This window comes from Escherichia sp. E4702 (assembly GCF_963883545.1).
In the GTDB taxonomy this organism is placed as follows: Bacteria; Pseudomonadota; Gammaproteobacteria; order Enterobacterales; family Enterobacteriaceae; genus Escherichia.
This window is the reverse complement of record NZ_CAWORF010000034.1, coordinates 59,960-86,555: the sequence shown is the minus strand read 5'-3', so window position 1 is coordinate 86,555 and position 26,596 is coordinate 59,960. Positions and strand designations below refer to the sequence as shown.

At 51.6% G+C, this 26,596-nt stretch carries 21 protein-coding genes, 4 tRNA genes and 1 pseudogene; 21 read left to right on the top strand and 5 right to left on the bottom strand.

Going from position 1 to position 26,596, the window contains the following annotated elements; genetic code table 11:
* Window positions 1-39 precede the first annotated feature (39 nt).
* The gene (gene ilvC / locus AACU94_RS20270; protein ID WP_130219555.1) at window positions 40-1,515 is read left to right on the top strand and encodes a ketol-acid reductoisomerase; all 1,476 of its coding nucleotides are present in this window, start codon (window positions 40-42) and stop codon (window positions 1,513-1,515) included.
* Window positions 1,516-1,560: 45 nt separating this feature from the next.
* Here ilvC and ppiC read toward each other — a convergent pair whose 3' ends face one another.
* A complete protein-coding gene (gene ppiC / locus AACU94_RS20265) occupies window positions 1,561-1,842 on the bottom strand; it encodes a peptidylprolyl isomerase PpiC (protein ID WP_001140251.1) in 282 nt (93 codons plus the stop codon).
* Window positions 1,843-1,928: 86 nt separating this feature from the next.
* Here ppiC and rep point away from each other — a divergent pair, with 86 nt between their 5' ends.
* Window positions 1,929-3,950 (top strand): DNA helicase Rep, encoded by a 2,022-nt coding sequence (gene rep / locus AACU94_RS20260; protein ID WP_001238867.1) that lies wholly within the window; start codon window positions 1,929-1,931, stop codon window positions 3,948-3,950.
* A 56-nt stretch (window positions 3,951-4,006) separates the two neighbouring features.
* Here rep and gppA read toward each other — a convergent pair whose 3' ends face one another.
* Entirely contained in the window at window positions 4,007-5,491 is a 1,485-nt protein-coding gene (gene gppA / locus AACU94_RS20255; RefSeq protein WP_135488523.1) for a guanosine-5'-triphosphate,3'-diphosphate diphosphatase, read from the bottom strand.
* A 135-nt stretch (window positions 5,492-5,626) separates the two neighbouring features.
* Complete coding sequence (rhlB, locus tag AACU94_RS20250) at window positions 5,627-6,892, bottom strand: ATP-dependent RNA helicase RhlB (RefSeq protein ID WP_130209386.1); 1,266 nt, start codon at window positions 6,890-6,892, stop codon at window positions 5,627-5,629.
* 130 nt (window positions 6,893-7,022) lie between these two features.
* Between rhlB and trxA the strand changes: the two genes are divergently transcribed.
* The 19 genes from trxA (at window position 7,023) to AACU94_RS20155 (ending at window position 23,550) form a co-directional block, all read left to right on the top strand.
* Window positions 7,023-7,352 carry a thioredoxin TrxA gene (trxA, locus tag AACU94_RS20245; protein WP_064530526.1) on the top strand — a complete coding sequence of 110 codons (330 nt, stop codon included), beginning with the start codon at window positions 7,023-7,025 and terminating at the stop codon, window positions 7,350-7,352.
* A gap of 139 nt (window positions 7,353-7,491) precedes the next feature.
* A complete protein-coding gene (rhoL, locus tag AACU94_RS20240; RefSeq protein WP_032145636.1) occupies window positions 7,492-7,590 on the top strand; it encodes a rho operon leader peptide RhoL in 99 nt (32 codons plus the stop codon).
* Between the two features lie 87 nt (window positions 7,591-7,677).
* Window positions 7,678-8,937: a transcription termination factor Rho gene (rho, locus tag AACU94_RS20235; RefSeq protein WP_001054527.1), complete on the top strand. Its 1,260-nt coding sequence runs from the start codon at window positions 7,678-7,680 to the stop codon at window positions 8,935-8,937.
* Between the two features lie 238 nt (window positions 8,938-9,175).
* Window positions 9,176-10,279 (top strand): UDP-N-acetylglucosamine--undecaprenyl-phosphate N-acetylglucosaminephosphotransferase, encoded by a 1,104-nt coding sequence (gene wecA / locus AACU94_RS20230; RefSeq protein WP_130261196.1) that lies wholly within the window; start codon window positions 9,176-9,178, stop codon window positions 10,277-10,279.
* A 12-nt stretch (window positions 10,280-10,291) separates the two neighbouring features.
* On the top strand, window positions 10,292-11,338 hold the full coding sequence (wzzE, locus tag AACU94_RS20225) for an ECA polysaccharide chain length modulation protein (protein WP_064530528.1): 1,047 nt from the start codon (window positions 10,292-10,294) through the stop codon (window positions 11,336-11,338).
* Between the two features lie 55 nt (window positions 11,339-11,393).
* Window positions 11,394-12,524 (top strand): non-hydrolyzing UDP-N-acetylglucosamine 2-epimerase, encoded by a 1,131-nt coding sequence (wecB, locus tag AACU94_RS20220; protein WP_064530529.1) that lies wholly within the window; start codon window positions 11,394-11,396, stop codon window positions 12,522-12,524.
* Window positions 12,521-13,783 carry a UDP-N-acetyl-D-mannosamine dehydrogenase gene (wecC, locus tag AACU94_RS20215; RefSeq protein WP_130223407.1) on the top strand — a complete coding sequence of 421 codons (1,263 nt, stop codon included), beginning with the start codon at window positions 12,521-12,523 and terminating at the stop codon, window positions 13,781-13,783. The genes wecB and wecC overlap by 4 nt, the downstream gene beginning before the upstream one ends.
* A gap of 40 nt (window positions 13,784-13,823) precedes the next feature.
* The gene (gene rffC / locus AACU94_RS20210; RefSeq protein WP_130223405.1) at window positions 13,824-14,498 is read left to right on the top strand and encodes a dTDP-4-amino-4,6-dideoxy-D-galactose acyltransferase; all 675 of its coding nucleotides are present in this window, start codon (window positions 13,824-13,826) and stop codon (window positions 14,496-14,498) included.
* Window positions 14,499-14,502: 4 nt separating this feature from the next.
* Window positions 14,503-15,633: a dTDP-4-amino-4,6-dideoxygalactose transaminase gene (gene rffA, locus AACU94_RS20205; RefSeq protein ID WP_130223403.1), complete on the top strand. Its 1,131-nt coding sequence runs from the start codon at window positions 14,503-14,505 to the stop codon at window positions 15,631-15,633.
* 1 nt (window position 15,634) lies between these two features.
* Window positions 15,635-16,885, top strand: a complete 1,251-nt coding sequence (gene wzxE, locus AACU94_RS20200) for a lipid III flippase WzxE (RefSeq protein WP_130223401.1) — start codon at window positions 15,635-15,637, stop codon at window positions 16,883-16,885.
* A complete protein-coding gene (gene rffT / locus AACU94_RS20195) occupies window positions 16,882-17,961 on the top strand; it encodes a TDP-N-acetylfucosamine:lipid II N-acetylfucosaminyltransferase (RefSeq protein ID WP_130223399.1) in 1,080 nt (359 codons plus the stop codon). Before wzxE ends, rffT begins: the two co-directional genes overlap by 4 nt.
* Complete coding sequence (wzyE, locus tag AACU94_RS20190; protein WP_130219536.1) at window positions 17,958-19,310, top strand: ECA oligosaccharide polymerase; 1,353 nt, start codon at window positions 17,958-17,960, stop codon at window positions 19,308-19,310. The genes rffT and wzyE overlap by 4 nt, the downstream gene beginning before the upstream one ends.
* Window positions 19,311-19,312: 2 nt before the next feature.
* Window positions 19,313-20,053, top strand: coding sequence for a lipopolysaccharide N-acetylmannosaminouronosyltransferase (gene wecG, locus AACU94_RS20185; protein WP_130223397.1), 741 nt, complete (start codon window positions 19,313-19,315; stop codon window positions 20,051-20,053).
* Between the two features lie 190 nt (window positions 20,054-20,243).
* Window positions 20,244-21,629 (top strand): bifunctional threonine/serine APC transporter ThrP, encoded by a 1,386-nt coding sequence (thrP, locus tag AACU94_RS20180; RefSeq protein ID WP_130223395.1) that lies wholly within the window; start codon window positions 20,244-20,246, stop codon window positions 21,627-21,629.
* A 102-nt stretch (window positions 21,630-21,731) separates the two neighbouring features.
* Window positions 21,732-21,808, top strand: a tRNA-Arg gene (locus AACU94_RS20175).
* A gap of 58 nt (window positions 21,809-21,866) precedes the next feature.
* Window positions 21,867-21,942 (top strand) — tRNA-His (locus tag AACU94_RS20170).
* A 20-nt stretch (window positions 21,943-21,962) separates the two neighbouring features.
* Window positions 21,963-22,049: transfer RNA gene (locus AACU94_RS20165), tRNA-Leu, on the top strand.
* Window positions 22,050-22,091: 42 nt separating this feature from the next.
* A tRNA-Pro gene (locus AACU94_RS20160) sits at window positions 22,092-22,168 on the top strand.
* A gap of 146 nt (window positions 22,169-22,314) precedes the next feature.
* On the top strand, window positions 22,315-23,550 hold the full coding sequence (locus AACU94_RS20155) for an anaerobic sulfatase maturase (protein ID WP_135488522.1): 1,236 nt from the start codon (window positions 22,315-22,317) through the stop codon (window positions 23,548-23,550).
* 165 nt (window positions 23,551-23,715) lie between these two features.
* Here the strand turns inward: AACU94_RS20155 and aslA are convergent.
* Together aslA and AACU94_RS20145 are read right to left on the bottom strand one after the other, a co-directional pair.
* Window positions 23,716-25,360 (bottom strand): annotated as a pseudogene (aslA, locus tag AACU94_RS20150) (arylsulfatase AslA).
* Window positions 25,361-25,994: 634 nt separating this feature from the next.
* Window positions 25,995-26,585, bottom strand: coding sequence for a hypothetical protein (locus AACU94_RS20145; protein WP_135488521.1), 591 nt, complete (start codon window positions 26,583-26,585; stop codon window positions 25,995-25,997).
* Window positions 26,586-26,596: the final 11 nt, after the last annotated feature.

Genomic DNA, 26,596 nt, shown 5'->3' with positions numbered 1-26,596 from the left:
AACCGAACAATAAGAAGCACAACATCACGAGGAATCACCATGGCTAACTACTTCAATACACTGAACCTGCGCCAGCAGCTGGCACAGTTGGGCAAATGTCGCTTTATGGGGCGCGACGAATTCGCCGATGGCGCGAGCTACCTTCAGGGTAAAAAAGTGGTCATCGTCGGTTGTGGTGCACAGGGTCTGAACCAGGGCCTGAACATGCGTGATTCTGGTCTCGATATCTCCTACGCTCTGCGTAAAGAAGCGATTGCCGAAAAGCGCGCATCCTGGCGTAAAGCGACCGAAAACGGTTTTAAAGTGGGTACTTACGAAGAACTGATCCCGCAGGCGGATCTGGTGGTTAACCTGACGCCGGACAAGCAGCACTCTGATGTAGTGCGCACCGTACAGCCACTGATGAAAGACGGCGCGGCGCTGGGTTACTCGCACGGTTTCAACATCGTGGAAGTGGGCGAGCAGATCCGTAAAGACATCACCGTGGTGATGGTTGCGCCGAAATGCCCAGGCACCGAAGTGCGTGAAGAATACAAACGTGGATTCGGCGTACCGACGCTGATTGCCGTTCACCCGGAAAACGATCCGAAAGGCGAAGGCATGGCGATCGCTAAAGCATGGGCGGCAGCAACCGGTGGTCACCGTGCGGGCGTGCTGGAATCGTCCTTCGTTGCGGAAGTGAAATCTGACCTGATGGGCGAGCAAACCATCCTGTGCGGTATGTTGCAGGCGGGCTCTCTGCTGTGCTTCGACAAGCTGGTGGAAGAAGGCACCGATCCGGCATACGCAGAAAAACTGATTCAGTTCGGTTGGGAAACCATCACCGAAGCGCTGAAACAGGGCGGCATCACCCTGATGATGGACCGTCTGTCTAATCCAGCGAAACTGCGAGCTTATGCGCTGTCAGAACAACTGAAAGAGATCATGGCACCGCTGTTCCAGAAACATATGGACGACATCATCTCTGGCGAATTCTCCTCCGGCATGATGGCGGACTGGGCCAACGACGATAAGAAACTGCTGACCTGGCGTGAAGAGACCGGCAAAACCGCGTTCGAAACCGCGCCGCAGTATGAAGGCAAAATCGGCGAGCAGGAGTACTTCGATAAAGGCGTACTGATGATCGCAATGGTGAAAGCGGGCGTTGAACTGGCGTTCGAAACCATGGTTGATTCCGGCATCATTGAAGAATCTGCTTACTATGAATCACTGCACGAACTGCCGCTGATTGCCAACACCATCGCCCGTAAGCGTCTGTACGAAATGAACGTGGTTATCTCTGATACCGCCGAGTACGGTAACTATCTGTTCTCTTACGCCTGTGTGCCGCTGCTGAAACCGTTTATGGCAGAGCTGCAACCGGGCGATTTGGGTAAAGCTATTCCGGAAGGCGCGGTAGATAACGCGCAGCTGCGTGATGTGAATGAAGCCATTCGCGGTCATGCGATTGAGCAGGTTGGTAAGAAACTGCGCGGCTATATGACGGATATGAAACGTATTGCTGTTGCGGGATAATAGCGATTCAGAGTTCAAGGCCTTCTCCCGGAGAAGGCCTTGCTATTAGTTACGGTACAGCACCTTAATGATGTGGTAACCGAACTGGGTGTGCAGCGGGCCGGTTGGCTCCAGTACCGGACAAGAGAACACCACTTTATCGAACGCCGGAACCATCTGACCCTGGCGGAATTCACCTAAATCACCGCCGCGTTTGCCTGACGGGCAAATGGAGTGTTTCTTCGCCAGCTTGCCGAAATCGGCACCGTTCTTAATCTGCTCGAGAAGATCCAGAGCCAGTTTCTCTTCTTTTACAAGGATATGCAGTGCTGCTGCTGTTTTTGCCATGATCGTGCCTTGAGTGGTAAGGATGAGGCTGGCTATACTACCACGCTGTTATTTTCCCCTCCCGACTTTCATTGAGCGATTTTCCTATGCGTCTAAACCCCGGCCAACAACAAGCTGTCGAATTCGTTACCGGCCCTTGCCTGGTGCTGGCGGGCGCGGGTTCCGGTAAAACTCGTGTTATCACCAATAAAATCGCCCATCTGATCCGCGGTTGCGGTTATCAGGCGCGACATATCGCGGCGGTGACCTTTACCAATAAGGCGGCGCGCGAGATGAAAGAGCGTGTCGGGCAGACGCTGGGGCGTAAAGAGGCGCGCGGGCTGATGATCTCCACCTTCCACACGCTGGGGCTGGATATCATCAAACGCGAGTATGCAGCATTGGGGATGAAGGCGAACTTCTCGTTGTTTGACGATACCGATCAGCTTGCTTTGCTTAAAGAGTTGACCGAAGGGCTGATCGAAGATGACAAAGTTCTCTTGCAACAGCTAATTTCGACCATCTCCAACTGGAAGAACGATCTCAAAACACCGGCGCAGGCGGCGGCAGAGGCAAAGGGCGAGCGGGATCGAATTTTTGCCCATTGTTATGGACTGTATGATGCGCACCTGAAAGCGTGCAATGTTCTCGACTTCGACGATCTGATTTTATTGCCGACGTTGCTGCTGCAACGCAATGAAGAAGTACGCGAGCGCTGGCAGAACAAAATTCGCTACCTGCTGGTGGATGAGTATCAGGACACCAACACTAGCCAATATGAACTGGTGAAACTGCTGGTGGGCAGCCGCGCGCGCTTTACCGTGGTGGGTGACGATGACCAGTCGATCTACTCCTGGCGCGGCGCACGTCCGCAAAACCTGGTGCTGTTAAGCCAGGACTTCCCGGCGTTGAAGGTGATTAAGCTTGAGCAGAACTACCGCTCTTCCGGGCGTATTCTGAAAGCGGCGAATATTCTGATCGCCAATAACCCGCACGTCTTTGAAAAGCGTCTGTTCTCCGAACTGGGCTACGGTGCAGAGCTAAAAGTTTTAAGCGCGAATAACGAGGAACATGAAGCCGAGCGCGTCACCGGTGAACTGATTGCGCATCACTTCGTCAATAAAACGCAGTACAAAGATTACGCCATTCTCTATCGCGGCAACCATCAGTCGCGGGTGTTTGAAAAATTCCTGATGCAAAACCGCATCCCATACAAAATATCTGGTGGTACGTCGTTTTTCTCTCGTCCTGAAATCAAGGACTTGCTGGCTTATCTGCGCGTGCTGACTAACCCGGACGATGACAGCGCATTTCTGCGTATCGTCAACACGCCGAAGCGAGAGATTGGCCCGGCGACGCTGAAAAAGCTGGGTGAGTGGGCGATGACGCGCAATAAAAGCATGTTTACCGCCAGCTTTGATATGGGCCTGAGTCAGACGCTTAGCGGACGTGGTTATGAAGCATTGACCCGCTTCACTCACTGGTTGGCAGAAATCCAGCGTCTGGCGGAGCGGGAGCCGATTGCCGCAGTGCGTGATCTGATCCACGGCATGGATTATGAATCCTGGCTGTACGAAACATCGCCCAGCCCGAAAGCCGCCGAAATGCGCATGAAGAACGTTAACCAGTTATTTAGCTGGATGACGGAGATGCTGGAAGGTAGCGAACTGGATGAGCCGATGACGTTAACCCAGGTGGTGACGCGCTTTACTCTGCGCGACATGATGGAGCGGGGGGAAAGCGAGGAAGAGCTGGATCAGGTGCAACTGATGACTCTGCACGCGTCGAAAGGGCTGGAGTTTCCCTATGTCTACATGGTCGGTATGGAAGAAGGATTTTTGCCGCACCAGAGCAGCATCGATGAAGACAATATCGATGAGGAGCGGCGGCTGGCCTATGTCGGCATCACCCGCGCCCAGAAGGAATTGACCTTTACGCTGTGTAAAGAACGCCGTCAGTACGGCGAACTGGTGCGCCCGGAGCCGAGCCGCTTTTTGCTGGAGCTGCCGCAGGATGATCTGATTTGGGAACAAGAGCGTAAAGTGGTCAGCGCCGAAGAACGGATGCAGAAAGGGCAAAGCCATCTGGCGAATCTGAAAGCGATGATGGCGGCAAAACGAGGGAAATAATCACTCCCTGGGGAAGCCGGAAAGATGCGTCAGCATCGCATCCAGCACCTTGCACGTTAATGCACTTCCAGCGGCCAGTGGACATAGCTCTGCCACTGGCTTTCCTGATCGATAACCTCTGTACCCAGCGGGTGCTGGGTCAGCCAACCTTGTGGCAGCGTTAAGATCAACTGCTCATGATCGGCCTGTAATTTAATATCTGGTACTAAATCATCACGACGACGGCTGGCAAAAATGATGGCGAGGCGCAGTAAACGGCAGAGTTGTTCTGCGACGCGCGGCGGTACGGCATTTTGCTGATGTAGCGATGAGAGATCGACCGGATTCGTCTGGTTGAGTAATAACGTCGCTAGCAGCTTTTTCTGCGCGGGGGTAAAACCAGGAAGATCCAGGTTACGCACCAGATAAGCGGCATGTTGCGGCGCTTGTTTGAAATCAACGCTAAGGCCAATTTCATGAAGCTGACAGGCGCTGATCAGTAAATCGCGGCTAATCGCTTCAAGATGCCAGGTATTTTCGACCTGATCGAACAAGTTAGCGGCGAGTTTAGCCACACGCTGTGCTTGATCGGTATCAATCATAAAGCGACGTTGAATATTACGCAGTGTTCGGCTGCGAATATCCTGCTCGACCGCCAGATGTAACATGCCGTAAACCAGGCCTTCACGCAGTGCGCCGCCGGCCAGCGTCATACACTGGATATTCAGCTCGGTAAAAATGGCTATCAGGATCGCCAGACCACTTGGGAATACTAACGCGCGTTCCAGCGTCAGCCCTTCGATTTCCAGCTCTTCCAGCCTGCCACAGTGAATAGCGCGCTGTTTCAGTTGCTGCAATTTCGCCAGGGTAATGCGTTCATCCATACCCTGCGCCATCATGATTTCCTGCAAAGCCTGCACGGTGCCGGAAGCACCAACGCACACCTTCCAGCCGTGATAGCGCAATTCATCGGCAACAGGACGTAGCACTTCGCGCGCGGCTTGTTCGGCTGCAACAAAGTTTTCTTGCCCCAGATTACGATCGGCAAAATAGCGCTCAAGCCAGGTAACGCAGCCCATAGACAGGCTGAACAAGGACGTCGTTTGTGCGCCGGTGCCGGTTACCAGTTCAGTACTGGCGCCGCCGATATCTACCACCAGGCGCTGATCTGCACCGCCAGTGGTGTGAGCAACGCCCTGATAAATCAGGCGTGCTTCCTCTTCACCGCTAATGACCTGTACCGGACAGCCAAGGATTTCCTGCGCTTTTGCGATGAAATCACCAGCATTGACGGCAAGACGTAACGTCGCCGTGGCGACAACGCGAATTTGCGAGGGAGGGATATCTTGCAAACGTTCAGCAAACAGACGCAGGCATTGCCAGCCGCGCTCCATTGCTTCATTAGACAGGGCATTTTCGCTGTTCAGGCCAGCAGCCAGACGCACTTTGCGTTTAATTCGCGTCAGCGTCTGGATACTGCCAGCCACCTCGCGCACAACCAGCATATGAAAACTATTCGAACCGAGATCAATAGCGGCATAAAGCGACGAGGTGGAACCCATACTCTTCATCCTTCAATCTGTCTCTGCGTTGGCTGCGTTCTTTCACCTGAATCACTTACTACAGTAAGCTCGTCGGGATTCATTCTCTTGCCATCTTGATACAGTTTGAATGATTTTGAGTATGACATTTTTTATTTAACCTGAACGACGACGATTACGCGGAGCGCCAGTACGACGCGGACCATTGCCTGTACGCGGGCGCGTGAGGCGCAGCGGTTTTGGCAGATCGGTCATCAATGCGTCCGGATTGTATTTGCTTACCGGAATTGAGTGACCAATATAGGTCTCAATAGCAGGCAAATTCAATGCATACTCTTCACATGCCAGGCTGATGGAATGACCACTTGCGCCAGCGCGACCTGTACGACCAATACGGTGAACGTAATCTTCACAGTCATCGGGTAAATCGTAGTTAAAGACGTGCGTCACAGCCGGGATATGCAGGCCACGCGCGGCAACATCGGTGGCAACCAGAATATCCAAATCACCACGGGTAAATTCATCAAGAATACGCAGACGTTTTTTCTGCGCTACATCACCCGTTAACAGGCCAACACGATGACCATCTGCCGCCAGGTGACCCCAGATCTCTTCACAACGATGTTTGGTGTTGGCGAAAATAATCGCTCTGTCTGGCCACTCTTCTTCGATCAGCGTTTGCAATAAACGCATCTTTTCTTCGTTAGAAGGGTAGAAAAGTTCTTCTTTAATGCGGTGGCCCGTTTTCTGTTCCGGTTCCACTTCAATATATTCGGCATTGTTCATCTGCTCGAACGCCAGTTCACGTACCCGGTACGAAAGCGTGGCGGAGAACAGCATGTTGAGACGCTGGTTTGCAGGCGGCATACGGCGGAACAGCCAGCGGATATCTTTAATAAAGCCCAGATCGTACATACGATCGGCTTCGTCCAGCACCACTACCTGAATGGCGCCGAGGTTGATGTGGTTCTGTTTGGCGTAGTCGATCAAACGACCCGTGGTGCCAATCAAAATGTCAACGCCGCTTTCCAGCACTTTCAGCTGTTTGTCGTAGCCGTCGCCACCGTAAGCCAGACCCAATTTCAGGCCAGTAGCTTGCGCCAGTGGTTCCGCATCGGCGTGGATCTGCACGGCAAGTTCACGCGTCGGTGCCATAATTAAGGCACGCGGTTGATTCACCTTGCGATCGGCAATCGCGGGATGAGAGAGAAGATAATGAAACGTTGACGTAAGAAACGCCATCGTTTTTCCGGTACCGGTTTGCGCCTGCCCGGCTACGTCACGACCCACCAGCGTTAGTGGAAGGGCCAGTGCCTGAATGGGCGTACAGTTATGAAACCCTTTTTTTTCAAGGGCTTCTACAACTTTCGGATGCAGGGCGAAGTCGGAAAACTTCTGTTCTGTTAAATGTGTTTTGCTCATAGTGTGGTAGAATATCAGCTTACTATTGCTTTACGAAAGCGTATCCGGTGAAATAAAGTCAACCTTTAGTTGGTTAATGTTACACCAACAACGAAACCAACACGCCAGGCTTATTCCTGTGGAGTTATATATGAGCGATAAAATTATTCACCTGACTGACGACAGTTTTGACACGGATGTACTCAAAGCGGACGGGGCGATCCTCGTTGATTTCTGGGCAGAGTGGTGCGGTCCGTGCAAAATGATCGCCCCGATTCTGGATGAAATCGCTGACGAATATCAGGGCAAACTGACTGTTGCAAAACTGAACATCGATCAAAACCCTGGCACTGCGCCGAAATATGGCATCCGTGGTATCCCGACTCTGCTGCTGTTCAAAAACGGCGAATTGGCCGCAACCAAAGTGGGCGCACTGTCTAAAGGTCAGTTGAAAGAGTTCCTCGACGCTAACCTGGCGTAAGGGAATTTCATGTTCGGGTGCCCCGTCGCTAAAAACTGGACGCCCGGCGTGAGTCATGCTAACTTAATGTTGACTTCGTATTAAACATACCTTATTAAGTTTGAATCTTGTAATATCCAACGCTTCCTGTTTTTCTTAAATGCGAAGTGAACAGATTTCTGGCTCGTCACTCAATCCGTCTTGTCGTTTCAGTTCTGCGTACTCTCCTGTGACCAGACAGCGAAAAGACATGAGTTGATGACCGTAAACAGGCATGGATGATCCTGCCATACCATTCACAACATTAAGTTCGAGATTTACCCCAAGTTTAAGAACTCACACCACTATGAATCTTACCGAATTAAAGAATACGCCGGTTTCTGAGCTGATCACTCTCGGCGAAAATATGGGGCTGGAAAACCTGGCTCGTATGCGTAAGCAGGACATTATTTTTGCCATCCTGAAGCAGCACGCAAAGAGTGGCGAAGATATCTTTGGTGATGGCGTACTGGAGATATTGCAGGATGGATTTGGTTTCCTCCGTTCCGCAGACAGCTCCTACCTCGCCGGCCCTGATGACATCTACGTTTCTCCTAGCCAAATCCGCCGTTTCAACCTCCGCACTGGTGATACCATCTCTGGTAAGATTCGCCCGCCGAAAGAAGGTGAACGCTATTTTGCGCTGCTGAAGGTTAACGAAGTTAACTTCGACAAACCAGAAAACGCCCGTAACAAAATCCTCTTTGAGAACTTAACGCCGCTGCACGCAAATTCTCGTCTGCGTATGGAACGTGGTAACGGTTCTACCGAAGATTTAACCGCACGCGTACTGGATCTGGCATCGCCTATCGGTCGTGGGCAACGTGGTCTGATTGTGGCACCGCCAAAAGCGGGTAAAACCATGCTGCTGCAGAACATTGCTCAGAGCATCGCTTACAACCATCCAGACTGCGTACTGATGGTTCTGCTGATTGACGAACGCCCGGAAGAAGTGACCGAGATGCAGCGTCTGGTTAAAGGTGAAGTTGTTGCTTCTACCTTCGACGAACCAGCATCTCGCCACGTTCAGGTTGCGGAAATGGTGATCGAGAAGGCAAAACGCCTGGTTGAGCATAAGAAAGACGTTATTATTCTGCTCGACTCCATCACTCGTCTGGCTCGTGCCTACAACACCGTCGTACCGGCTTCCGGTAAAGTGTTGACCGGTGGTGTGGACGCCAACGCCCTGCATCGTCCGAAACGCTTCTTCGGTGCAGCACGTAATGTGGAAGAGGGCGGCAGCCTGACCATCATTGCAACGGCGCTAATCGATACCGGCTCCAAAATGGACGAAGTTATCTACGAAGAGTTTAAAGGTACAGGTAACATGGAACTGCACCTTTCTCGTAAAATCGCTGAAAAACGCGTCTTCCCGGCAATCGACTACAACCGTTCTGGTACTCGTAAAGAAGAGTTGCTTACCACTCAGGAAGAGCTGCAGAAAATGTGGATCCTGCGCAAAATCATTCACCCGATGGGCGAAATCGACGCAATGGAATTCCTCATTAATAAGCTTGCGATGACCAAGACCAATGATGATTTCTTCGAGATGATGAAACGCTCATAAGTTAGTGTTACAGCAAAACGCCACGTGTTTACGTGGCGTTTTGCTTTTATATCTGTAATCTTAGCGGTATACCTGTGATGGTGTGAAAATTCCTGGTTTTTGCGGGTGTTTTATGCGATTTACATATCAATTGGTTGATTTTTGCTCATTTTTGAGAGATTCAGAAAGTAGTTTCCCTTCTGAATAAAGGTCTTCGTGGGTATACTTCAGCTAATAATTTTCTCTGAGAGCATGCATTGTGAATTTACTGACAGTGAGTACTGATCTCATCAGTATTTTTTTATTCACGACACTGTTTCTGTTTTTTGCCCGCAAGGTGGCAAAAAAAGTCGGTTTAGTGGATAAACCTAACTTCCGCAAACGTCACCAGGGATTGATACCACTCGTTGGGGGTATTTCGGTTTACGCAGGGATTTGCTTCACGTTCGGAATCGTCGATTACTATATTCCACATGCAGCTCTCTATCTCGTTTGTGCCGGTGTGCTTGTGTTCATTGGCGCGCTGGATGATCGTTTTGATATCAGCGTAAAAATCCGTGCCACCATACAGGCAGCTGTTGGCATTGTTATGATGGTGTTCGGCAAACTTTATCTCAGTAGTTTGGGTTATATCTTTGGCTCCTGGGAGATGGTGCTCGGACCGTTTGGTTACTTTCTGACGCTGTTTGCTGTCTGGGCGGCGATTAATGCCTTCAACATGGTCGATGGTATTGATGGCTTGCTGGGCGGGTTATCCTGTGTCTCGTTTGCGGCAATCGGTATGATTTTGTGGTTCGACGGGCAAACCAGCCTCGCTATCTGGTGCTTTGCCATGATCGCCGCCATCCTGCCTTATATCATGCTAAACCTTGGTATTCTGGGGCGTCGCTACAAAGTCTTTATGGGCGATGCCGGTAGTACGCTGATTGGTTTTACTGTTATCTGGATCCTGTTGGAAACTACACAGGGAGCCACACATCCAATCAGCCCGGTTACCGCCTTATGGATCATTGCTATCCCGCTGATGGACATGGTGGCGATTATGTATCGTCGTTTGCGTAAAGGCATGAGTCCATTCTCACCTGACCGACAGCACATTCATCATTTGATCATGCGCGCTGGATTTACTTCTCGTCAGGCGTTTGTGTTGATTACCCTTGCTGCAGCGCTACTCGCTTCTATTGGCGTACTGGCAGAATATTCTCATTTTGTCCCGGAATGGGTCATGCTGGTGCTCTTTTTGCTAGCATTCTTCCTCTATGGCTATTGCATTAAGCGTGCCTGGAAGGTTGCTCGCTTCATCAAACGCGTGAAACGTCGACTGCGCAGAAACCGTGATGGCAGCCCTAATTTAACCAAATAAAATGAGGATGTAATGACGCAACCAATGCCTGGGAAACCAGCCGAAGACGCTGAAAATGAACTGGATATTCGTGGGTTGTTTCGTACCTTGTGGGCTGGGAAGCTGTGGATTATTGGCATGGGGCTGGCGTTTGCCTTAATCGCGTTGGCGTATACTTTTTTTGCGCGTCAGGAGTGGAGTGCGACGGCGATTACCGATCGTCCAACCGTGAATATGCTGGGCGGGTACTACTCGCAGCAGCAATTTTTGCGTAACCTGGATGTTCGTTCAAATATGGCCCCTGCCGACCAACCATCGGTTATGGATGAAGCCTATAAAGAGTTTGTTATGCAACTGGCATCGTGGGATACCCGCCGCGATTTCTGGTTGCAGACTGACTATTACAAACAGCGGATGGTCGGTAACAGTAAAGCCGATGCGGCTCTGCTGGATGAAATGATCAACAACATCCTGTTTATTCCTGGTGATTTCGCCCGCGCGGTCAATGACAGCGTTAAGCTGGTTGCCGAAACCGCCCCCGATGCTAATAACCTGCTTCGTCAATATGTTGCTTTTGCCAGCCAGCGTGCAGCCAGCCATCTGAATGATGAGCTGAAAGGCGCATGGGCGGCGCGCACTATTCAGATGAAGGCTCAGGTGAAGCGTCAGGAAGAAGTGGCTAAGTCCATCTACGACCGCCGGATGAACAGTATTGAACAGGCACTTAAAATCGCCGAGCAACACAATATTTCTCGCAGTGCGACAGACGTGCCAGCCGAGGAATTACCTGATTCAGAAATGTTCCTGTTAGGGCGCCCGATGCTCCAGGCGCGACTGGAAAATTTACAGGCTGTCGGCCCAGCCTTTGATCTCGACTATGATCAGAATCGGGCCATGTTAAACACCCTTAATGTTGGTCCAACCCTGGATCCGCGTTTTCAGACCTATCGCTATTTGCGTACACCGGAAGAACCGGTAAAACGCGATAGCCCACGTCGTGCCTTCCTGATGATTATGTGGGGCATTGTCGGGGGGCTGATCGGGGCTGGTGTCGCATTAACCCGCCGTTGCTCGAAATAGCAACACAGCTGTGGTGAGCGCAAAGGCGCTCGCCGCTTATTCGAAGAGAATCGATGTGAAAGTACTGACTGTATTTGGTACGCGCCCGGAAGCCATCAAGATGGCGCCGTTGGTGCATGCGTTGGCAAAAGATCCTTTTTTTGAGGCTAAAGTTTGCGTCACTGCGCAGCATCGGGAGATGCTCGATCAGGTGCTGAAACTCTTTTCCATTGTACCTGACTACGATCTCAACATAATGCAGCCAGGACAGGGCCTGACAGAGATAACCTGTCGGATTCTGGAAGGACTAAAACCTATTCTTGCCGAGTTCAAACCAGACGTTGTGCTGGTTCACGGTGATACTACCACCACATTGGCAACCAGCCTGGCAGCGTTTTATCAGCGAATTCCTGTTGGTCACGTTGAGGCCGGACTGCGCACGGGCGATCTCTATTCGCCATGGCCGGAAGAGGCTAACCGTACATTGACCGGGCATCTGGCGATGTACCATTTCTCACCAACTGAAACTTCCCGGCAAAATTTGCTGCGTGAAAACGTCGCTGACAGCCGAATATTTATTACCGGTAATACAGTAATTGATGCACTGCTGTGGGTGCGCGACCAGGTAATGAGCAGCGATACGCTGCGTTCAGAACTGGCGGCAAATTACCCGTTTATCGACCCCGATAAAAAGATGATTCTGGTGACCGGTCACAGGCGTGAGAGCTTTGGTCGTGGCTTTGAAGAAATCTGCCATGCGCTGGCTGAAATTGCTACCACTCATCAGGACATCCAGATTGTTTATCCGGTACACCTTAACCCGAATGTCAGAGAGCCGGTCAATCGCATTCTGGGACATGTGAAAAATGTCATTTTGATTGATCCTCAGGAGTATTTACCGTTTGTCTGGTTGATGAACCACGCCTGGTTGATTTTGACTGACTCTGGCGGCATTCAGGAAGAAGCACCTTCTCTGGGTAAACCGGTGCTGGTGATGCGCGATACCACCGAACGCCCAGAAGCGGTGACCGCAGGTACGGTACGTCTGGTGGGGACGGATAAGCAACGGATCGTCGAGGAAGTGACGCGTCTTTTAGAAGACGAAGATGAATATCAAACTATGAGCCGAGCCCATAACCCGTATGGTGATGGTCAGGCATGCTCTCGCATTTTGGAAGCGTTAAAAAATAATCGGATATCACTATGAGTTTTGCGACCATTTCTGTTATCGGACTAGGTTATATCGGGCTGCCAACGGCGGCTGCGTTTGCCTCACGGCAAAAACAGGTGATTGGTGTTGATATCAACCAACAAGCGGTTGATACCATCAATCGTGGCGAAATCCATATCGTCGAACCTGATTTAGCGAGCGTGGTAAAAACTGCCGTAGAAGGTGGTTTTTTACGAGCGAGTACGACGCCGGTTGAGGCTGATGCCTGGCTGATTGCTGTCCCAACGCCATTTAAAGGCGATCATGAGCCGGATATGGCCTACGTCGAATCGGCTGCCCGCTCCATTGCGCCGGTGCTGAAAAAAGGCGCGTTGGTGATCCTTGAATCCACCTCGCCAGTGGGCTCAACCGAGAAGATGGCAGAATGGTTAGCAGAGATGCGTCCGGACCTGACTTTCCCGCAGCAGGTGGGTGAGCAGGCGGACGTCAATATTGCTTATTGCCCGGAACGCGTGTTGCCGGGCCAGGTGATGGTCGAGCTGATTAAAAATGATCGCGTCATTGGCGGCATGACGCCAGTTTGCTCGGCGCGCGCCAGCGAACTGTACAAAATTTTCCTCGAAGGTGAGTGTGTCGTCACTAACTCGCGGACGGCGGAAATGTGTAAGCTCACCGAAAACAGCTTCCGCGACGTGAATATTGCTTTTGCTAACGAACTGTCGCTGATTTGTGTCGAGCAAGGAATTAACGTCTGGGAACTGATTCGTCTGGCGAATCGCCATCCACGAGTCAATATTCTCCAGCCTGGTCCGGGCGTGGGCGGTCACTGTATCGCTGTTGATCCGTGGTTTATCGTGGCACAGAACCCGCAGCAGGCGCGGCTTATCCGTACCGCGCGCGAAGTGAATGATTACAAGCCTTTCTGGGTTATCGATCAGGTGAAAGCGGCGGTCGCTGATTGTCTGGCTGCCACTGATAAACGCGCCAGCGAGCTGAAAATTGCCTGCTTTGGTCTGGCGTTTAAACCGAATATTGATGACCTGCGCGAAAGCCCGGCGATGGAAATCGCTGAACTGATCGCCCAGTGGCACAGCGGCGAAACGCTGGTTGTTGAGCCTAACATCCACCAGTTGCCGAAAAAACTGACCGGGCTTTGCACGCTGGCGCAGCTTGACGAGGCGCTGGCGACGGCAGATGTGCTGGTGATGCTGGTAGATCACAGCCAGTTTAAAGCCATTAGCGGCGATGATGTACAGCAGCTGTATGTGGTGGATACCAAAGGAGTCTGGCGCTGATACTGATTACAGTAAAAGACTGTGTTGAGGGAGATAGAGAATGCCCGTCCGCGCCAGTATTGAACCACTAACCTGGGAAAACGCCTTCTTTGGCGTTAACAGCGCCATCGTGCGCATTAGTCCTGATGCACCGCTCCTGACACCAGACGTTTTGGTGCCGTGGTCACGGGTGCAGGCCAAAATTGCCGCATCCAATACCGATGAACTGGATGCTCTGCAACAGCTGGGATTCTCACTGGTAGAAGGGGAAGTGGATTTGGCTCTCCCCGTGATCAACGTCAGTGAAAGCCATGCGGAAGTGGCTCAGGAATCAGATATTCCAGTACTACGCCAGTTAGCCCGTGAAGCATTCGCGCAAAGCCGTTTTCGTGCGCCGTGGTATGCGCCTGACGCCAGCGGTCGCTTTTATGCGCAGTGGATTGAAAATGCCGTGCGCGGCACCTTTGATCATCAATGCCTGGTTTTACGCGCGGCTTCTGGCGAGATTCGCGGCTATGTTTCTCTGCGAGAGTTGAATACCACTGACGCGCGCATTGGTTTACTGGCAGGACGCGGAGCAGGTGCACACCTGATGCAAGCAGCGCTAAACTGGGCGTATGCTCGCGGTAAAATAACATTGCGGGTGGCGACCCAGATGGGCAACACCGCCGCGCTTAAACGATACATACAAAGTGGTGCGAATATAGAAAGCACCGCGTACTGGTTATACAGGTGATCACATGATTCCATTTAACGCACCGCCGGTGGTGGGAACCGAACTCGACTATATGCAGTCGGCAATGGGTAGCGGCAAACTGTGTGGCGATGGCGGTTTTACCCGTCGCTGCCAGCAGTGGCTGGAGCAACGTTTTGGCAGCGCCAAAGTGTTACTGACGCCGTCCTGCACCGCTTCGCTGGAGATGGCGGCGTTGCTGCTCGATATCCAGCCTGGCGATGAAGTGATCATGCCGAGCTACACCTTTGTCTCCACCGCCAATGCCTTTGTGTTACGTGGAGCAAAAATTGTTTTTGTTGATGTTCGCCCGGACACCATGAACATCGACGAAACGCTGATTGAAGCGGCGATCACCGACAAAACACGCGTTATCGTTCCGGTCCATTACGCGGGCGTGGCCTGTGAAATGGACACCATTATGGCGTTGGCGAAAAAGCATAACTTGTTTGTGGTGGAAGATGCCGCTCAGGGCGTGATGTCCACTTACAAAGGGCGTGCGCTGGGAACCATTGGCCATATTGGCTGCTTTAGCTTCCATGAAACCAAAAATTACACGGCGGGTGGTGAAGGCGGGGCGACGCTGATTAACGATAAAGCGTTGATTGAACGTGCCGAGATCATTCGCGAAAAAGGGACTAACCGCAGCCAGTTCTTCCGTGGTCAGGTTGATAAATATACCTGGCGCGATATCGGCTCCAGCTATTTGATGTCCGATCTGCAAGCTGCGTATCTGTGGGCGCAACTGGAAGCAGCCGAACGCATCAACCAGCAACGTCTGGCGCTGTGGCAAAACTACTTCGATGCGTTAGCACCTCTGGCGGAAGCCGGGCGTATCGAGCTGCCGTCGATTCCGGATGACTGCGTGCAGAACGCGCATATGTTCTACATCAAGCTGCGGGATATTGATGACCGGAGCGCGTTGATTAGCTTCCTGAAGGAAGCGGAAATCATGGCGGTGTTCCATTACATTCCGCTGCACGCAAGCCCTGCGGGGGAACGCTTTGGTGAGTTTCATGGTGAAGATCGCTACACCACCAAAGAGAGCGAGCGCCTGCTGCGCCTGCCGCTGTTCTACAACCTGTCGTCCGTCAATCAGCGCACGGTAATTGCGACCTTGTTGAACTACTTCTCCTGATATGTCACTGGCAAAAGCGTCCTTGTGGACGGCGGCCAGTACACTGGTCAAGATTGGCGCTGGGTTACTGGTTGGTAAATTACTGGCGGTGTCATTTGGTCCGGCAGGACTAGGGCTGGCGGCAAATTTCCGCCAGTTGATTACCGTGCTCGGCGTGCTTGCCGGGGCGGGTATCTTTAATGGTGTAACCAAATACGTTGCCCAGTACCATGATAATCCGCAGCAGCTGCGCCGTGTGGTCGGCACTTCATCAGCGATGGTGCTTGGCTTCTCCACGCTGATGGCGCTGGTCTTTGTGCTGGCGGCTGCGCCAATCAGCCAGGGATTGTTTGGTAATACCGACTATCAGAGGCTGGTGCGTTTAGTGGCGCTGGTGCAAATGGGGATCGCCTGGGGCAACCTGTTGCTGGCGCTAATGAAAGGCTTTCGCGATGCCGCGGGTAATGCGTTATCGCTGATTGTCGGCAGCCTGATTGGCGTTATCGCTTATTATGTCAGTTACCGTTTTGGCGGTTATGAAGGCGCGTTGCTTGGTCTGGCGCTGATTCCCGCGCTGGTGGTAATGCCTGCCGCTGTCATGTTAATTAAGCGTGGCGCTGTCCCGTTAAGCTATCTAAAACCCAGCTGGGATAACGGTCTGGCAGGGCAGTTGAGCAAATTTACGCTCATGGCGTTGATTACGTCGGTGACCTTGCCCGTTGCGTACATCATGATGCGTAAACTGCTGGCGGCGCAGTATAGCTGGGATGAAGTGGGGATCTGGCAAGGGGTGAGCAGTATTTCCGACGCCTACCTGCAATTTATTACCGCATCGTTCAGTGTATATTTACTGCCCACGTTGTCGCGGCTAACGGAAAAACGCGATATCACCCGGGAAGTGGTGAAGTCGCTGAAATTTGTTTTACCGGCCGTGGCAGCAGCGAGTTTCACCGTCTGGCTACTGCGTGATTTTGCCATCTGGCTACTGTTGTCGAATAAATTTACCGCCATGCGGGATCTCTTTGCCTGGCAGTTGGTCGGCGATGTGTTGAAAGTGGGCGCCTATGTCTTTGGTTATCTGGTGATCGCCAAAGCGTCGCTGCGGTTTTATATTCTGGCGGAAGTCAGCCAGTTCACTTTATTGATGGTATTTGCCCACTGGTTGATCCCCGCGCATGGTGCCCTGGGTGCGGCGCAGGCCTACATGGCAACTTATATCGTCTATTTTTCTCTTTGTTGTGGCGTGTTTTTACTCTGGCGTAGGCGGGCATGACTGTACTGATTCACGTACTGGGATCGGATATCCCTCACCATAACCAAACCGTTCTGCGGTTTTTCAATGACGCGCTGGCCGCGACGAGCGAGCACGCGCGCGAGTTTATGGTTGCTGGCAAGGACGACGGCTTAAGTGATAGCTGTCCGGCGCTTTCTGTGCAATTTTTCCCTGGGAAAAAATCGCTGGCGGAAGCGGTCATCGCGAAAGCAAAAGCTAACCGTCAGCAGCGGTTTTTCTTCCACGGTCAGTTCAATCCAAAGCTGTGGCTGGCGCTGCTTAGTGGCGGAATCAAGCCCAGCCAGTTTTACTGGCATATCTGGGGGGCAGATCTGTATGAGCTTTCCAGTGGCTTGAGATATAAACTCTTTTATCCTCTGCGCCGACTGGCACAAAAGCGTGTGGGCTGTGTGTTTGCCACTCGGGGAGACTTGAGCTTTTTTGCCAAAACGCATCCAAAGGTGCGGGGCGAACTGATTTACTTCCCAACCCGGATGGACCCTTCTCTCAATACAATGGCGAACGATCGGCAACGTGAAGGGAAAATGACCATTTTGGTAGGGAACTCCGGCGATCGCAGCAATAAGCATATCGCCGCTTTGCGTGCTGTTCATCAGCAGTTTGGCGATACGGTAAAAGTGGTTGTACCGATGGGCTATCCGCCTAATAACGAAGCGTATATCGACGAGGTTCGTCAGGCGGGGCTCGAGTTATTCAGCGAAGAAAATCTGCAAGTTCTGAGCGAAAAACTGGAATTTGACGCCTATCTGGCGCTACTTCGCCAGTGCGATCTCGGCTACTTTATTTTTGCCCGCCAGCAGGGCATTGGTACGCTGTGCTTGCTGATTCAGGCGGGCATTCCTTGTGTGCTTAACCGGGAAAATCCGTTCTGGCAGGATATGACAGAACAGCATTTGCCGGTGCTGTTTACCACTGACGATCTCAATGAAGATATTGTGCGTGAAGCGCAGCGCCAGTTGGCGTCGGTGGATAAAAACAACATTGCCTTCTTTAGTCCGAACTATCTGCAAGGCTGGCAGCGGGCGCTGGCTATTGCCACCGGGGAGGTCGCATGAGCCTGCTGCAATTCAGCGGTCTTTTTGTTGTCTGGCTGCTCTGCACGCTGTTTATCGCCACGCTGACATGGTTTGAGTTTCGCCGCGTGCGCTTTAACTTCAATGTCTTCTTTTCATTGCTGTTTTTGCTGACCTTTTTCTTCGGCTTCCCGCTGACCAGCTTGCTGGTGTTTCGCTTTGATGTTGCCGTGGTGCCGCCAGAGATCTTGTTGCAGGCGTTACTTTCTGCGGGGGGATTTTACGCAGTTTACTACGTCACTTACAAAACACGTTTACGCAAACGCGTTGCCGATGCACCGCGCCGTCCAGTGTTTACCATGAACCGCGTAGAAACCAATCTCACGTGGGTGATTCTGATGGGCATCGCGCTGGTGAGCGTTGGCATCTTTTTCATGCATAACGGTTTTTTGCTGTTCCGGCTTAACTCCTACAGCCAGATCTTCTCCAGCGAAGTCTCCGGCGTGGCGTTAAAGCGTTTCTTTTACTTTTTCATCCCGGCAATGTTAGTGGTCTACTTTCTGCGCCAGGACAGCAAAGCGTGGTTGTTTTTCCTCGTCAGCACGGTTGCCTTCGGTTTGCTGACTTACATGATTGTCGGCGGCACTCGCGCCAATATCATTATCGCGTTTGCTATCTTCCTGTTTATCGGCATTATTCGCGGCTGGATTTCGTTGTGGATGCTGGCGGCGGCGGGCGTGCTGGGGATTGTTGGCATGTTCTGGCTGGCGCTAAAACGCTATGGAATGAGCGTCAGCGGCGATGAGGCGTTCTATACGTTTCTCTATCTCACCCGCGACACCTTCTCGCCGTGGGAGAATCTGGCGCTGCTGTTGCAGAACTACGACAACATTGACTTCCAGGGCCTGGCTCCAATTGTCCGCGATTTCTATGTCTTTATCCCTTCCTGGCTGTGGCCGGGGCGTCCGAGTATGGTGCTGAACTCCGCCAACTACTTTACCTGGGAAGTGCTGAATAACCACTCCGGACTGGCGATCTCGCCTACGCTTATAGGCTCACTGGTTGTTATGGGCGGTGCGTTGTTCATCCCGCTTGGGGCGATTGTGGTTGGTCTGATCATCAAGTGGTTCGACTGGTTGTATGAGCTGGGCAACCGCGAAACTAATCGCTATAAGGCTGCGATTCTCCACAGTTTCTGCTTCGGGGCGATCTTCAATATGATCGTGCTGGCGCGCGAAGGGTTGGATTCGTTTGTCTCGCGTGTCGTCTTTTTTATCGTGGTCTTCGGCGCAAGCCTGATGATTGCAAAACTGCTGTACTGGCTTTTTGATAGCGCCGGACTCGTTCATAAACGAATAAAATCATCGCTCCGGACGCAGGTTGAAGGATAACAATGAATAACAACACCACGGCACCGACCTATACGCTGCGTGGCTTACAGTTGATCGGTTGGCGTGATATGCAGCATGCCCTCGATTATCTGTTCGCTGACGGGCAGCTTAAGCAGGGAACGCTGGTTGCCATTAATGCCGAAAAAATGCTGACCATTGAAGATAACGCCGAGGTCAGGGAGTTAATTAACGCTGCCGAATTTAAATATGCCGATGGCATTAGCGTTGTGCGGTCGGTGCGTAAAAAGTACCCGCAGGCACAGGTTTCCCGCGTTGCCGGTGCCGATCTCTGGGAAGAAGTAATGGCGCGCGCTGGCAAGGAAGGGACGCCGGTATTTCTTGTGGGCGGTAAACCTGATGTGCTGGCGCAGACCGAAGCTAAACTGCGCGACCAGTGGAATGTGAATATCGTTGGCAGCCAGGACGGTTATTTCAAGCCTGAGCAGCGTCAGGCGCTGTTTGAGCGTATTCACGCCAGTGGTGCGCAAATCGTCACTGTCGCAATGGGGTCACCAAAGCAGGAGATCTTCATGCGCGACTGCCGCCTGGTGCATCCAGATGCGCTGTATATGGGCGTTGGCGGGACTTATGATGTTTTCACCGGTCACGTAAAACGCGCGCCGAAAATCTGGCAAACGCTGGGACTGGAGTGGCTTTATAGACTGCTTTCGCAGCCGAGTCGCATTAAGCGCCAGCTTCGTTTGCTGCGTTATTTACGCTGGCATTACACCGGCGATCTCTGATTTTCCTCTCTCTGTAAAGCGACGGAGTGGTCACTTCGTCGCCTGCCTGTCTTTTTATTACACAAAGCATTCAAATTTTTAATGCTTTATTTGCCATTTCTCCTGAATTACGAAAACATTCGCAACACTCGATGTACCCATAACGATAACCGGTAACACCGGAAAGCATGCAAACACAACACGAGGATTTATGGCAGATAACAAACCAGAGCTACAGCGTGGGCTGGAAGCTCGACATATCGAACTCATCGCCCTGGGGGGCACCATTGGCGTCGGCCTGTTTATGGGGGCCGCCAGTACCCTGAAATGGGCCGGGCCATCCGTATTGTTGGCCTATATCATCGCCGGGCTGTTCGTCTTTTTCATCATGCGTTCAATGGGCGAAATGTTGTTCCTCGAACCGGTTACCGGTTCGTTCGCCGTTTATGCGCATCGTTACATGAGCCCGTTCTTTGGCTATCTCACTGCCTGGTCTTACTGGTTTATGTGGATGGCTGTGGGGATCTCAGAAATCACCGCCATTGGCGTTTATGTCCAGTTCTGGTTCCCGGAGATGGCGCAGTGGATACCCGCATTGATCGCGGTGGCGCTGGTGGCACTGGCGAATCTGGCAGCGGTGCGGTTGTACGGTGAAATCGAATTCTGGTTCGCGATGATCAAAGTCACCACGATTATCGTGATGATTGTCATTGGCCTGGGCGTGATTTTCTTTGGCTTTGGCAATGGCGGGCAGTCGATTGGTTTTAGCAATCTCACAGAGCATGGTGGTTTCTTTGCGGGTGGCTGGAAAGGGTTCCTGACCGCATTGTGTATTGTGGTGGCATCTTACCAGGGCGTGGAGCTGATTGGCATCACCGCCGGTGAAGCGAAGAATCCGCAGGTGACGCTGCGCAGTGCCGTAGGTAAGGTGCTGTGGCGAATCCTGATTTTCTACGTTGGCGCGATTTTCGTTATCGTCACCATCTTCCCGTGGAATGAAATTGGCAGCAACGGCAGCCCGTTCGTACTGACTTTTGCCAAAATCGGTATTACCGCAGCGGCGGGCATTATCAACTTTGTGGTGCTGACGGCTGCGCTCTCTGGCTGTAACAGCGGCATGTACAGTTGCGGACGTATGCTCTACGCGCTGGCGAAAAACCGTCAGTTACCGGCGGTGATGGCGAAAGTTTCCCGTCACGGTGTGCCGGTTGCAGGAGTGGCGGTATCTATTGCTATCCTGCTAATTGGCTCATGCCTGAACTATATCATCCCTAACCCACAGCGCGTGTTTGTCTACGTCTACAGCGCCAGCGTGCTTCCGGGCATGGTGCCGTGGTTTGTGATTTTGATAAGTCAGCTGCGTTTTCGTCGTGCACACAAAGCGGCGATTGCCAGCCATCCGTTCCGCTCAATCCTGTTCCCGTGGGCTAACTACGTAACAATGGCATTCCTGATTTGCGTTTTGATCGGTATGTACTTTAATGAAGATACCCGTATGTCGCTGTTTGTCGGCATCATCTTCATGCTGGCGGTGACGGCGATTTATAAAGTTTTTGGCCTTAATCGCCACGGTAAAGCGCATAAACTGGAGAAATAATCAGCAAAGCGCACAAACCGTAACCAAACGCGCATTTTATTTAAAAAGGGACTAGACAGAGGGGTGGGAAGTCCGTATTATCCACCCCCGCAACGGCGCTAAGCGCCCGTAGCTCAGCTGGATAGAGCGCTGCCCTCCGGAGGCAGAGGTCTCAGGTTCGAATCCTGTCGGGCGCGCCATTTAGTCCCGGCGCTTGAGCTGCGGTGGTAGTAATACCGCGTAACAAGATTTGTAGTGGTGGCTATAGCTCAGTTGGTAGAGCCCTGGATTGTGATTCCAGTTGTCGTGGGTTCGAATCCCATTAGCCACCCCATTATTAGAAGTTGTGACAATGCGAAGGTGGCGGAATTGGTAGACGCGCTAGCTTCAGGTGTTAGTGTTCTTACGGACGTGGGGGTTCAAGTCCCCCCCCTCGCACCACGACTTTAAAGAATTGAACTAAAAATTCAAAAAGCAGTATTTCGGCGAGTAGCGCAGCTTGGTAGCGCAACTGGTTTGGGACCAGTGGGTCGGAGGTTCGAATCCTCTCTCGCCGACCAATTTTGAACCCCGCTTCGGCGGGGTTTTTTGTTTTCTGTGCATTTCGTCACTCTCCCTTCGCAATAAACGCCCGTAATAACTCATTGCCCCACGGTATGATTTCGCCCTTAACGTATTGAAGGATGACTTCAGGCAAGGAGCGACCATGCTGCAACAGGTTCCAACGCGTGCTTTTCACGTGATGGCGAAACCGAGCGGTTCCGATTGTAATCTGAACTGTGACTACTGTTTTTATCTCGAAAAACAATCCCTTTATCGCGAAAAGCCAGTCACGCATATGGACGAGGACACGCTGGAAGCGTATATCCGTCACTATATTGCCGCCAGCGAACCACAAAACGAAGTGGCTTTTACCTGGCAGGGCGGCGAACCAACGTTACTCGGGCTGGAGTTTTACCGCCGTGCCGTGACGCTACAGGCGAAATACGGTGCTGGCAGGAAGATAAGTAACAGCTTCCAGACTAACGGCGTGCTGCTCGATGACGAATGGTGCGCGTTTTTGGCAGAAAATCATTTTCTTGTTGGGTTATCGCTGGATGGTCCGGCTGAGATCCACAATCAATATCGCGTGACTAAAGGCGGCAGACCCACGCATAAGCTGGTGATGCGTGTCCTGACGCTGCTGCAAAAGCATCATGTCGACTATAACGTGCTGGTCTGCGTTAACCGCACCAGCGCGTTACAACCTTTGCAGGTCTATGATTTTCTGCGTGATGCGGGCGTGGAGTTCATCCAGTTTATTCCGGTAGTGGAGCGTCTGGCTGATGAAATAGCTGCCCGCGATGGACTGAAACTACATGCTCCCGGCGATATTCAGGGGGAACTGACGGAATGGTCGGTGCGCCCCGATGAGTTTGGTGAGTTTCTGGTGGCGATATTCGACCACTGGATCAAACGCGACGTCGGCAAGATTTTCGTGATGAATATCGAATGGGCGTTTGCCAATTTTGTTGGTGCGCCGGGTGCGGTTTGCCATCATCAGCCAACGTGTGGGCGCTCGGTGATTGTTGAGCACAACGGCGACGTTTACGCCTGCGATCACTATGTTTATCCGCAATATCGGCTGGGGAATATGCTTCAGCAAACAATTGCAGAAATGATCGATTCCCCGCAACAGCAGGTGTTTGGTGAAGATAAATTTAAGCAGTTACCGGCGCAGTGTCGCAGTTGTAACGTGTTAAAAGCATGTTGGGGAGGCTGCCCGAAACACCGCTTCATGCTCGATGCCAGCGGCAAGCCAGGGCTGAATTATTTGTGTGCCGGGTATCAGCGTTATTTCCGCCATCTACCGCCATATCTTAAAGCAATGGCTGATTTGTTAGCGCACGGTCGCCCGGCCAGCGACATTATGCAGGCACATTTGCTGGTGGTGAGTAAGTAGAAATCGGCGGCCGCCTGCGGTTGATTGCCGGATGCGATTCTGACGCATCTTATCCGGCCTACAGAATGCTGCAATTTATTGAATTTGCAAGGCTTGTAGGCCGGATAAGGCGTTCACGCCGCATCCGGCAAGGTCAGTGTGGCCCGATGTAGCGATAGCACCGGCTTAATCAGATTTAATCTGCGCGCGTGGAGGATATTTCTTCAGGATCTCCATATACGCGTGCATTTCGGTTTGCAGTGGTACACCCATCGGAATATGGCGCACGCCGATGGAGTCGCTTTCCTGCGGATCGGTGTAGAGGTTAAACACCGACGATCCGGCCGTTTGCATTACTGTGCCGGTGAATCCACCCTGATACCCGCTCTGGGTATAAGCGTATGGCTGCTGAATCAGCACATGGTATTTGAACTCATCCATACGTACAGCAGAGAGTTTGCCGTTGAGGAAGTAGTGCTCGGCCTTACGGTTAGACTGGCCGTTTGTTCCCAGGAAGAAAGATGTCTGGTCTACACCATCGATAAAGGTGGTTTTCGGCACTAAATTCGCAACTTTCGCCCCAGGATGCCCCGCCAGATCCAGTGCTGTTGGGAAGAGATCTGCCAGATCAACAATACCGTCAGATTTACGCGGTTGGATCATGCCTTTCCAGTACACGAAAGTCGGAACGCGAACGCCGCCTTCCCAGGTTGAACCTTTCGCACCACGGAACGGTGTGCGGCCGTGCGGAGGCACTTCGGCTTCCGGACCGTTATCGGAGGTGAAGACAATAAGCGTATTATCCAGCTGACCGTTTTTCTCCAGTGCTTTATACAGATTAGCGAACACATCGTTCATCTCTACCATGCAATCACCATAAGAGGTACGGGCCGGAGAACTTCCCGCATATTTGGCGTTCGGGTAGTTATCGAAGTGGCAGCCGCGCGTACCGTAATATAAGAAGAAAGGCTTATCGCTCTTCGCCATCTTGTCGAGGAACTTAACGCCATATTCCATCCAGCGCTGATCCAGATCTTCCATATATTTCGGCGTAATGTCGGCAATGGCCTGTTGTTCGCCGCCGCGCACCGCATGAACATCATCTTTGCTAAATGGTAATTGCTTGATGTATTCAGAACGGTCCGGGCTCAGGGCGACTTCCGGGTTGACGTGAACATCGCGCCATTCGGTATACATATCGGACACTGAGTTGAAGCCACGGAAATCATCAAAGCCGACGTTCTGCGGCTGCGACTCTTTATTTTCCCCCATATGCCATTTCCCGATAGCCTGGGTGACGTAACCTTGGTCGTGCAGCAATTGCGGCAGGGTGGTTAACCCTTGCAGTCCGCCCGGTTGCCCGAACATCGGCGGCATTAGAATGCCGTGGTGGATGGAGTATTGTCCGGTGAGAATGGTGGCGCGGGTAGGGGAAGAACTCGGTTGAGAATACGCAGAGGTTAAAATCAGCCCCTGGCTGGCAACGGCGTCAATATCTGGCGTTGGGTTTCCTACCGCTACGCCACCGCCATTAAAGCCGACATCCATCCAGCCCACGTCATCCAGTGAGAAAACAACCACGTTCGGTTTCTTACTGGTCTTTTTCTCTAATTCCGCCAGCTTCTGCTGAGTTTCTTTATTCTGTGCCGGATGCTGCATCACAGGCATCATGTTATCGTGCAGGTTTAACCAGGTACTGGTTAGGGTGATCATACCCGGCATAGCCTTCGCGCGCGGTAGCGGTTGACGGGGTATCTGCAGCACTGGCCAGCAAAGGAATAGCGGTGGCGACTGCGACCACCAGTAGTTTGGGTGAAAACGAAATTTCCATGCAAAATGCTCCGGTTTCATGTCATTAAATGGATGACGTAATTAAGCATTGATAATTGAGATCCCTCTCCCTGATAAAATGGGGTCATAAATAATTATGATGAAAATATATTATTTATTTGCTATGAGGATGAATCGAAAGATCAGGAGAGCGTTTTCAATCCTACCCTTCGGGCGGGGGATATGTAACGCAGGTTTATTGTATCGTGTTGATTATTGATGCTGTTTTTGATTAGAAGTGTAATTAATATATATATTTGTTATTGAATATTTTTAACAATTCACAGTATTAATAATTAAAGAGAGTAAGGTTCTGGATGATATTTTCTCAGGTAATTATTGCGAACGAAAGAAACCTGGATTGCAGAATTGTCTCATAACAAGTATTAAAGGATGTTATTTCCCGGGCCTGTGTGGCATAATAATTGGGTAGATGCTCATTCCATCTCTTATGTTCGCCTTAGTGCCTCATAAACTTAGGAATGACGCAGAGCCGTTTACGGTGCTTATCGTCCACTGACAGATGTCGCTTATGCCTCATCAGACACCATGGACACAACGTTGAGTGAAGCACCCACTTGTTGTCATACAGACCTGTTTTAACGCCTGCTCCGTAATAAGAGCAGGCGTTTTTTTTATGGCTGAATAAACAACAGGCTACGTCGCTCTTGCGTCATTGGTTGTGCATTTAGCACCCTTACAAGAGAGCCTACCGTGACGATGGGAAGAAACTGATTATTCTCTATTCCGGTTAAATCGCGTCCGCAGCGAACGGCGATATCTTCGACCAGCTCTTCTAACTCAACGGCATCGTTTACCAAATCCAGATCTTCGTCCAGTTTATCGTCGGCTTTAAGTGGCAGTGGGTAGCCGATATAGCCGTTTTCTTGCAAGGTATTCCACACAGCCCGAATGATCCATGTATCTACGGTACGAGGGTTAAACTGGCGTGCAAACTGACAAATGGAAAGCCCCTGACGTTTATCGGCCATGATTCGGCGTTTCTCGAGGAGCTTGATTTTATCCTGCTTCGCGGCGGCTATCAGAGACACAATAAAAAGTGATAACCAGAAGATGAAGGTGTTGCCCGTACGCACGAAGGAAATAGTCAGCCAGCCTACGCCAGCCAGAGCAGCACATATCAAAAAGCAGAGTAACAACCTTACCCGAACAGGATTACTTTCAGGCGATGGCAAGCGGAAAAGGTAGCGGGAAGGCATGCGCATTTTTGACATCC

Coding starts and splice junctions, on each gene's coding strand:
- wecG (WP_130223397.1), top strand. CDS start 19,313: ATGAATAACAACACCACGGCACCGACCTATACGCTGCGTGGCTTACAG.
- rffA (WP_130223403.1), top strand. CDS start 14,503: ATGATTCCATTTAACGCACCGCCGGTGGTGGGAACCGAACTCGACTAT.
- rep (WP_001238867.1), top strand. CDS start 1,929: ATGCGTCTAAACCCCGGCCAACAACAAGCTGTCGAATTCGTTACCGGC.
- rhlB (WP_130209386.1), bottom strand. CDS start 6,892: ATGAGCAAAACACATTTAACAGAACAGAAGTTTTCCGACTTCGCCCTG.
- AACU94_RS20155 (WP_135488522.1), top strand. CDS start 22,315: ATGCTGCAACAGGTTCCAACGCGTGCTTTTCACGTGATGGCGAAACCG.
- rffT (WP_130223399.1), top strand. CDS start 16,882: ATGACTGTACTGATTCACGTACTGGGATCGGATATCCCTCACCATAAC.
- rho (WP_001054527.1), top strand. CDS start 7,678: ATGAATCTTACCGAATTAAAGAATACGCCGGTTTCTGAGCTGATCACT.
- wzzE (WP_064530528.1), top strand. CDS start 10,292: ATGACGCAACCAATGCCTGGGAAACCAGCCGAAGACGCTGAAAATGAA.
- wecC (WP_130223407.1), top strand. CDS start 12,521: ATGAGTTTTGCGACCATTTCTGTTATCGGACTAGGTTATATCGGGCTG.
- wzyE (WP_130219536.1), top strand. CDS start 17,958: ATGAGCCTGCTGCAATTCAGCGGTCTTTTTGTTGTCTGGCTGCTCTGC.
- AACU94_RS20145 (WP_135488521.1), bottom strand. CDS start 26,585: ATGCGCATGCCTTCCCGCTACCTTTTCCGCTTGCCATCGCCTGAAAGT.
- ppiC (WP_001140251.1), bottom strand. CDS start 1,842: ATGGCAAAAACAGCAGCAGCACTGCATATCCTTGTAAAAGAAGAGAAA.
- gppA (WP_135488523.1), bottom strand. CDS start 5,491: ATGGGTTCCACCTCGTCGCTTTATGCCGCTATTGATCTCGGTTCGAAT.
- rhoL (WP_032145636.1), top strand. CDS start 7,492: ATGCGAAGTGAACAGATTTCTGGCTCGTCACTCAATCCGTCTTGTCGT.
- wzxE (WP_130223401.1), top strand. CDS start 15,635: ATGTCACTGGCAAAAGCGTCCTTGTGGACGGCGGCCAGTACACTGGTC.
- thrP (WP_130223395.1), top strand. CDS start 20,244: ATGGCAGATAACAAACCAGAGCTACAGCGTGGGCTGGAAGCTCGACAT.
- ilvC (WP_130219555.1), top strand. CDS start 40: ATGGCTAACTACTTCAATACACTGAACCTGCGCCAGCAGCTGGCACAG.
- trxA (WP_064530526.1), top strand. CDS start 7,023: ATGAGCGATAAAATTATTCACCTGACTGACGACAGTTTTGACACGGAT.
- rffC (WP_130223405.1), top strand. CDS start 13,824: ATGCCCGTCCGCGCCAGTATTGAACCACTAACCTGGGAAAACGCCTTC.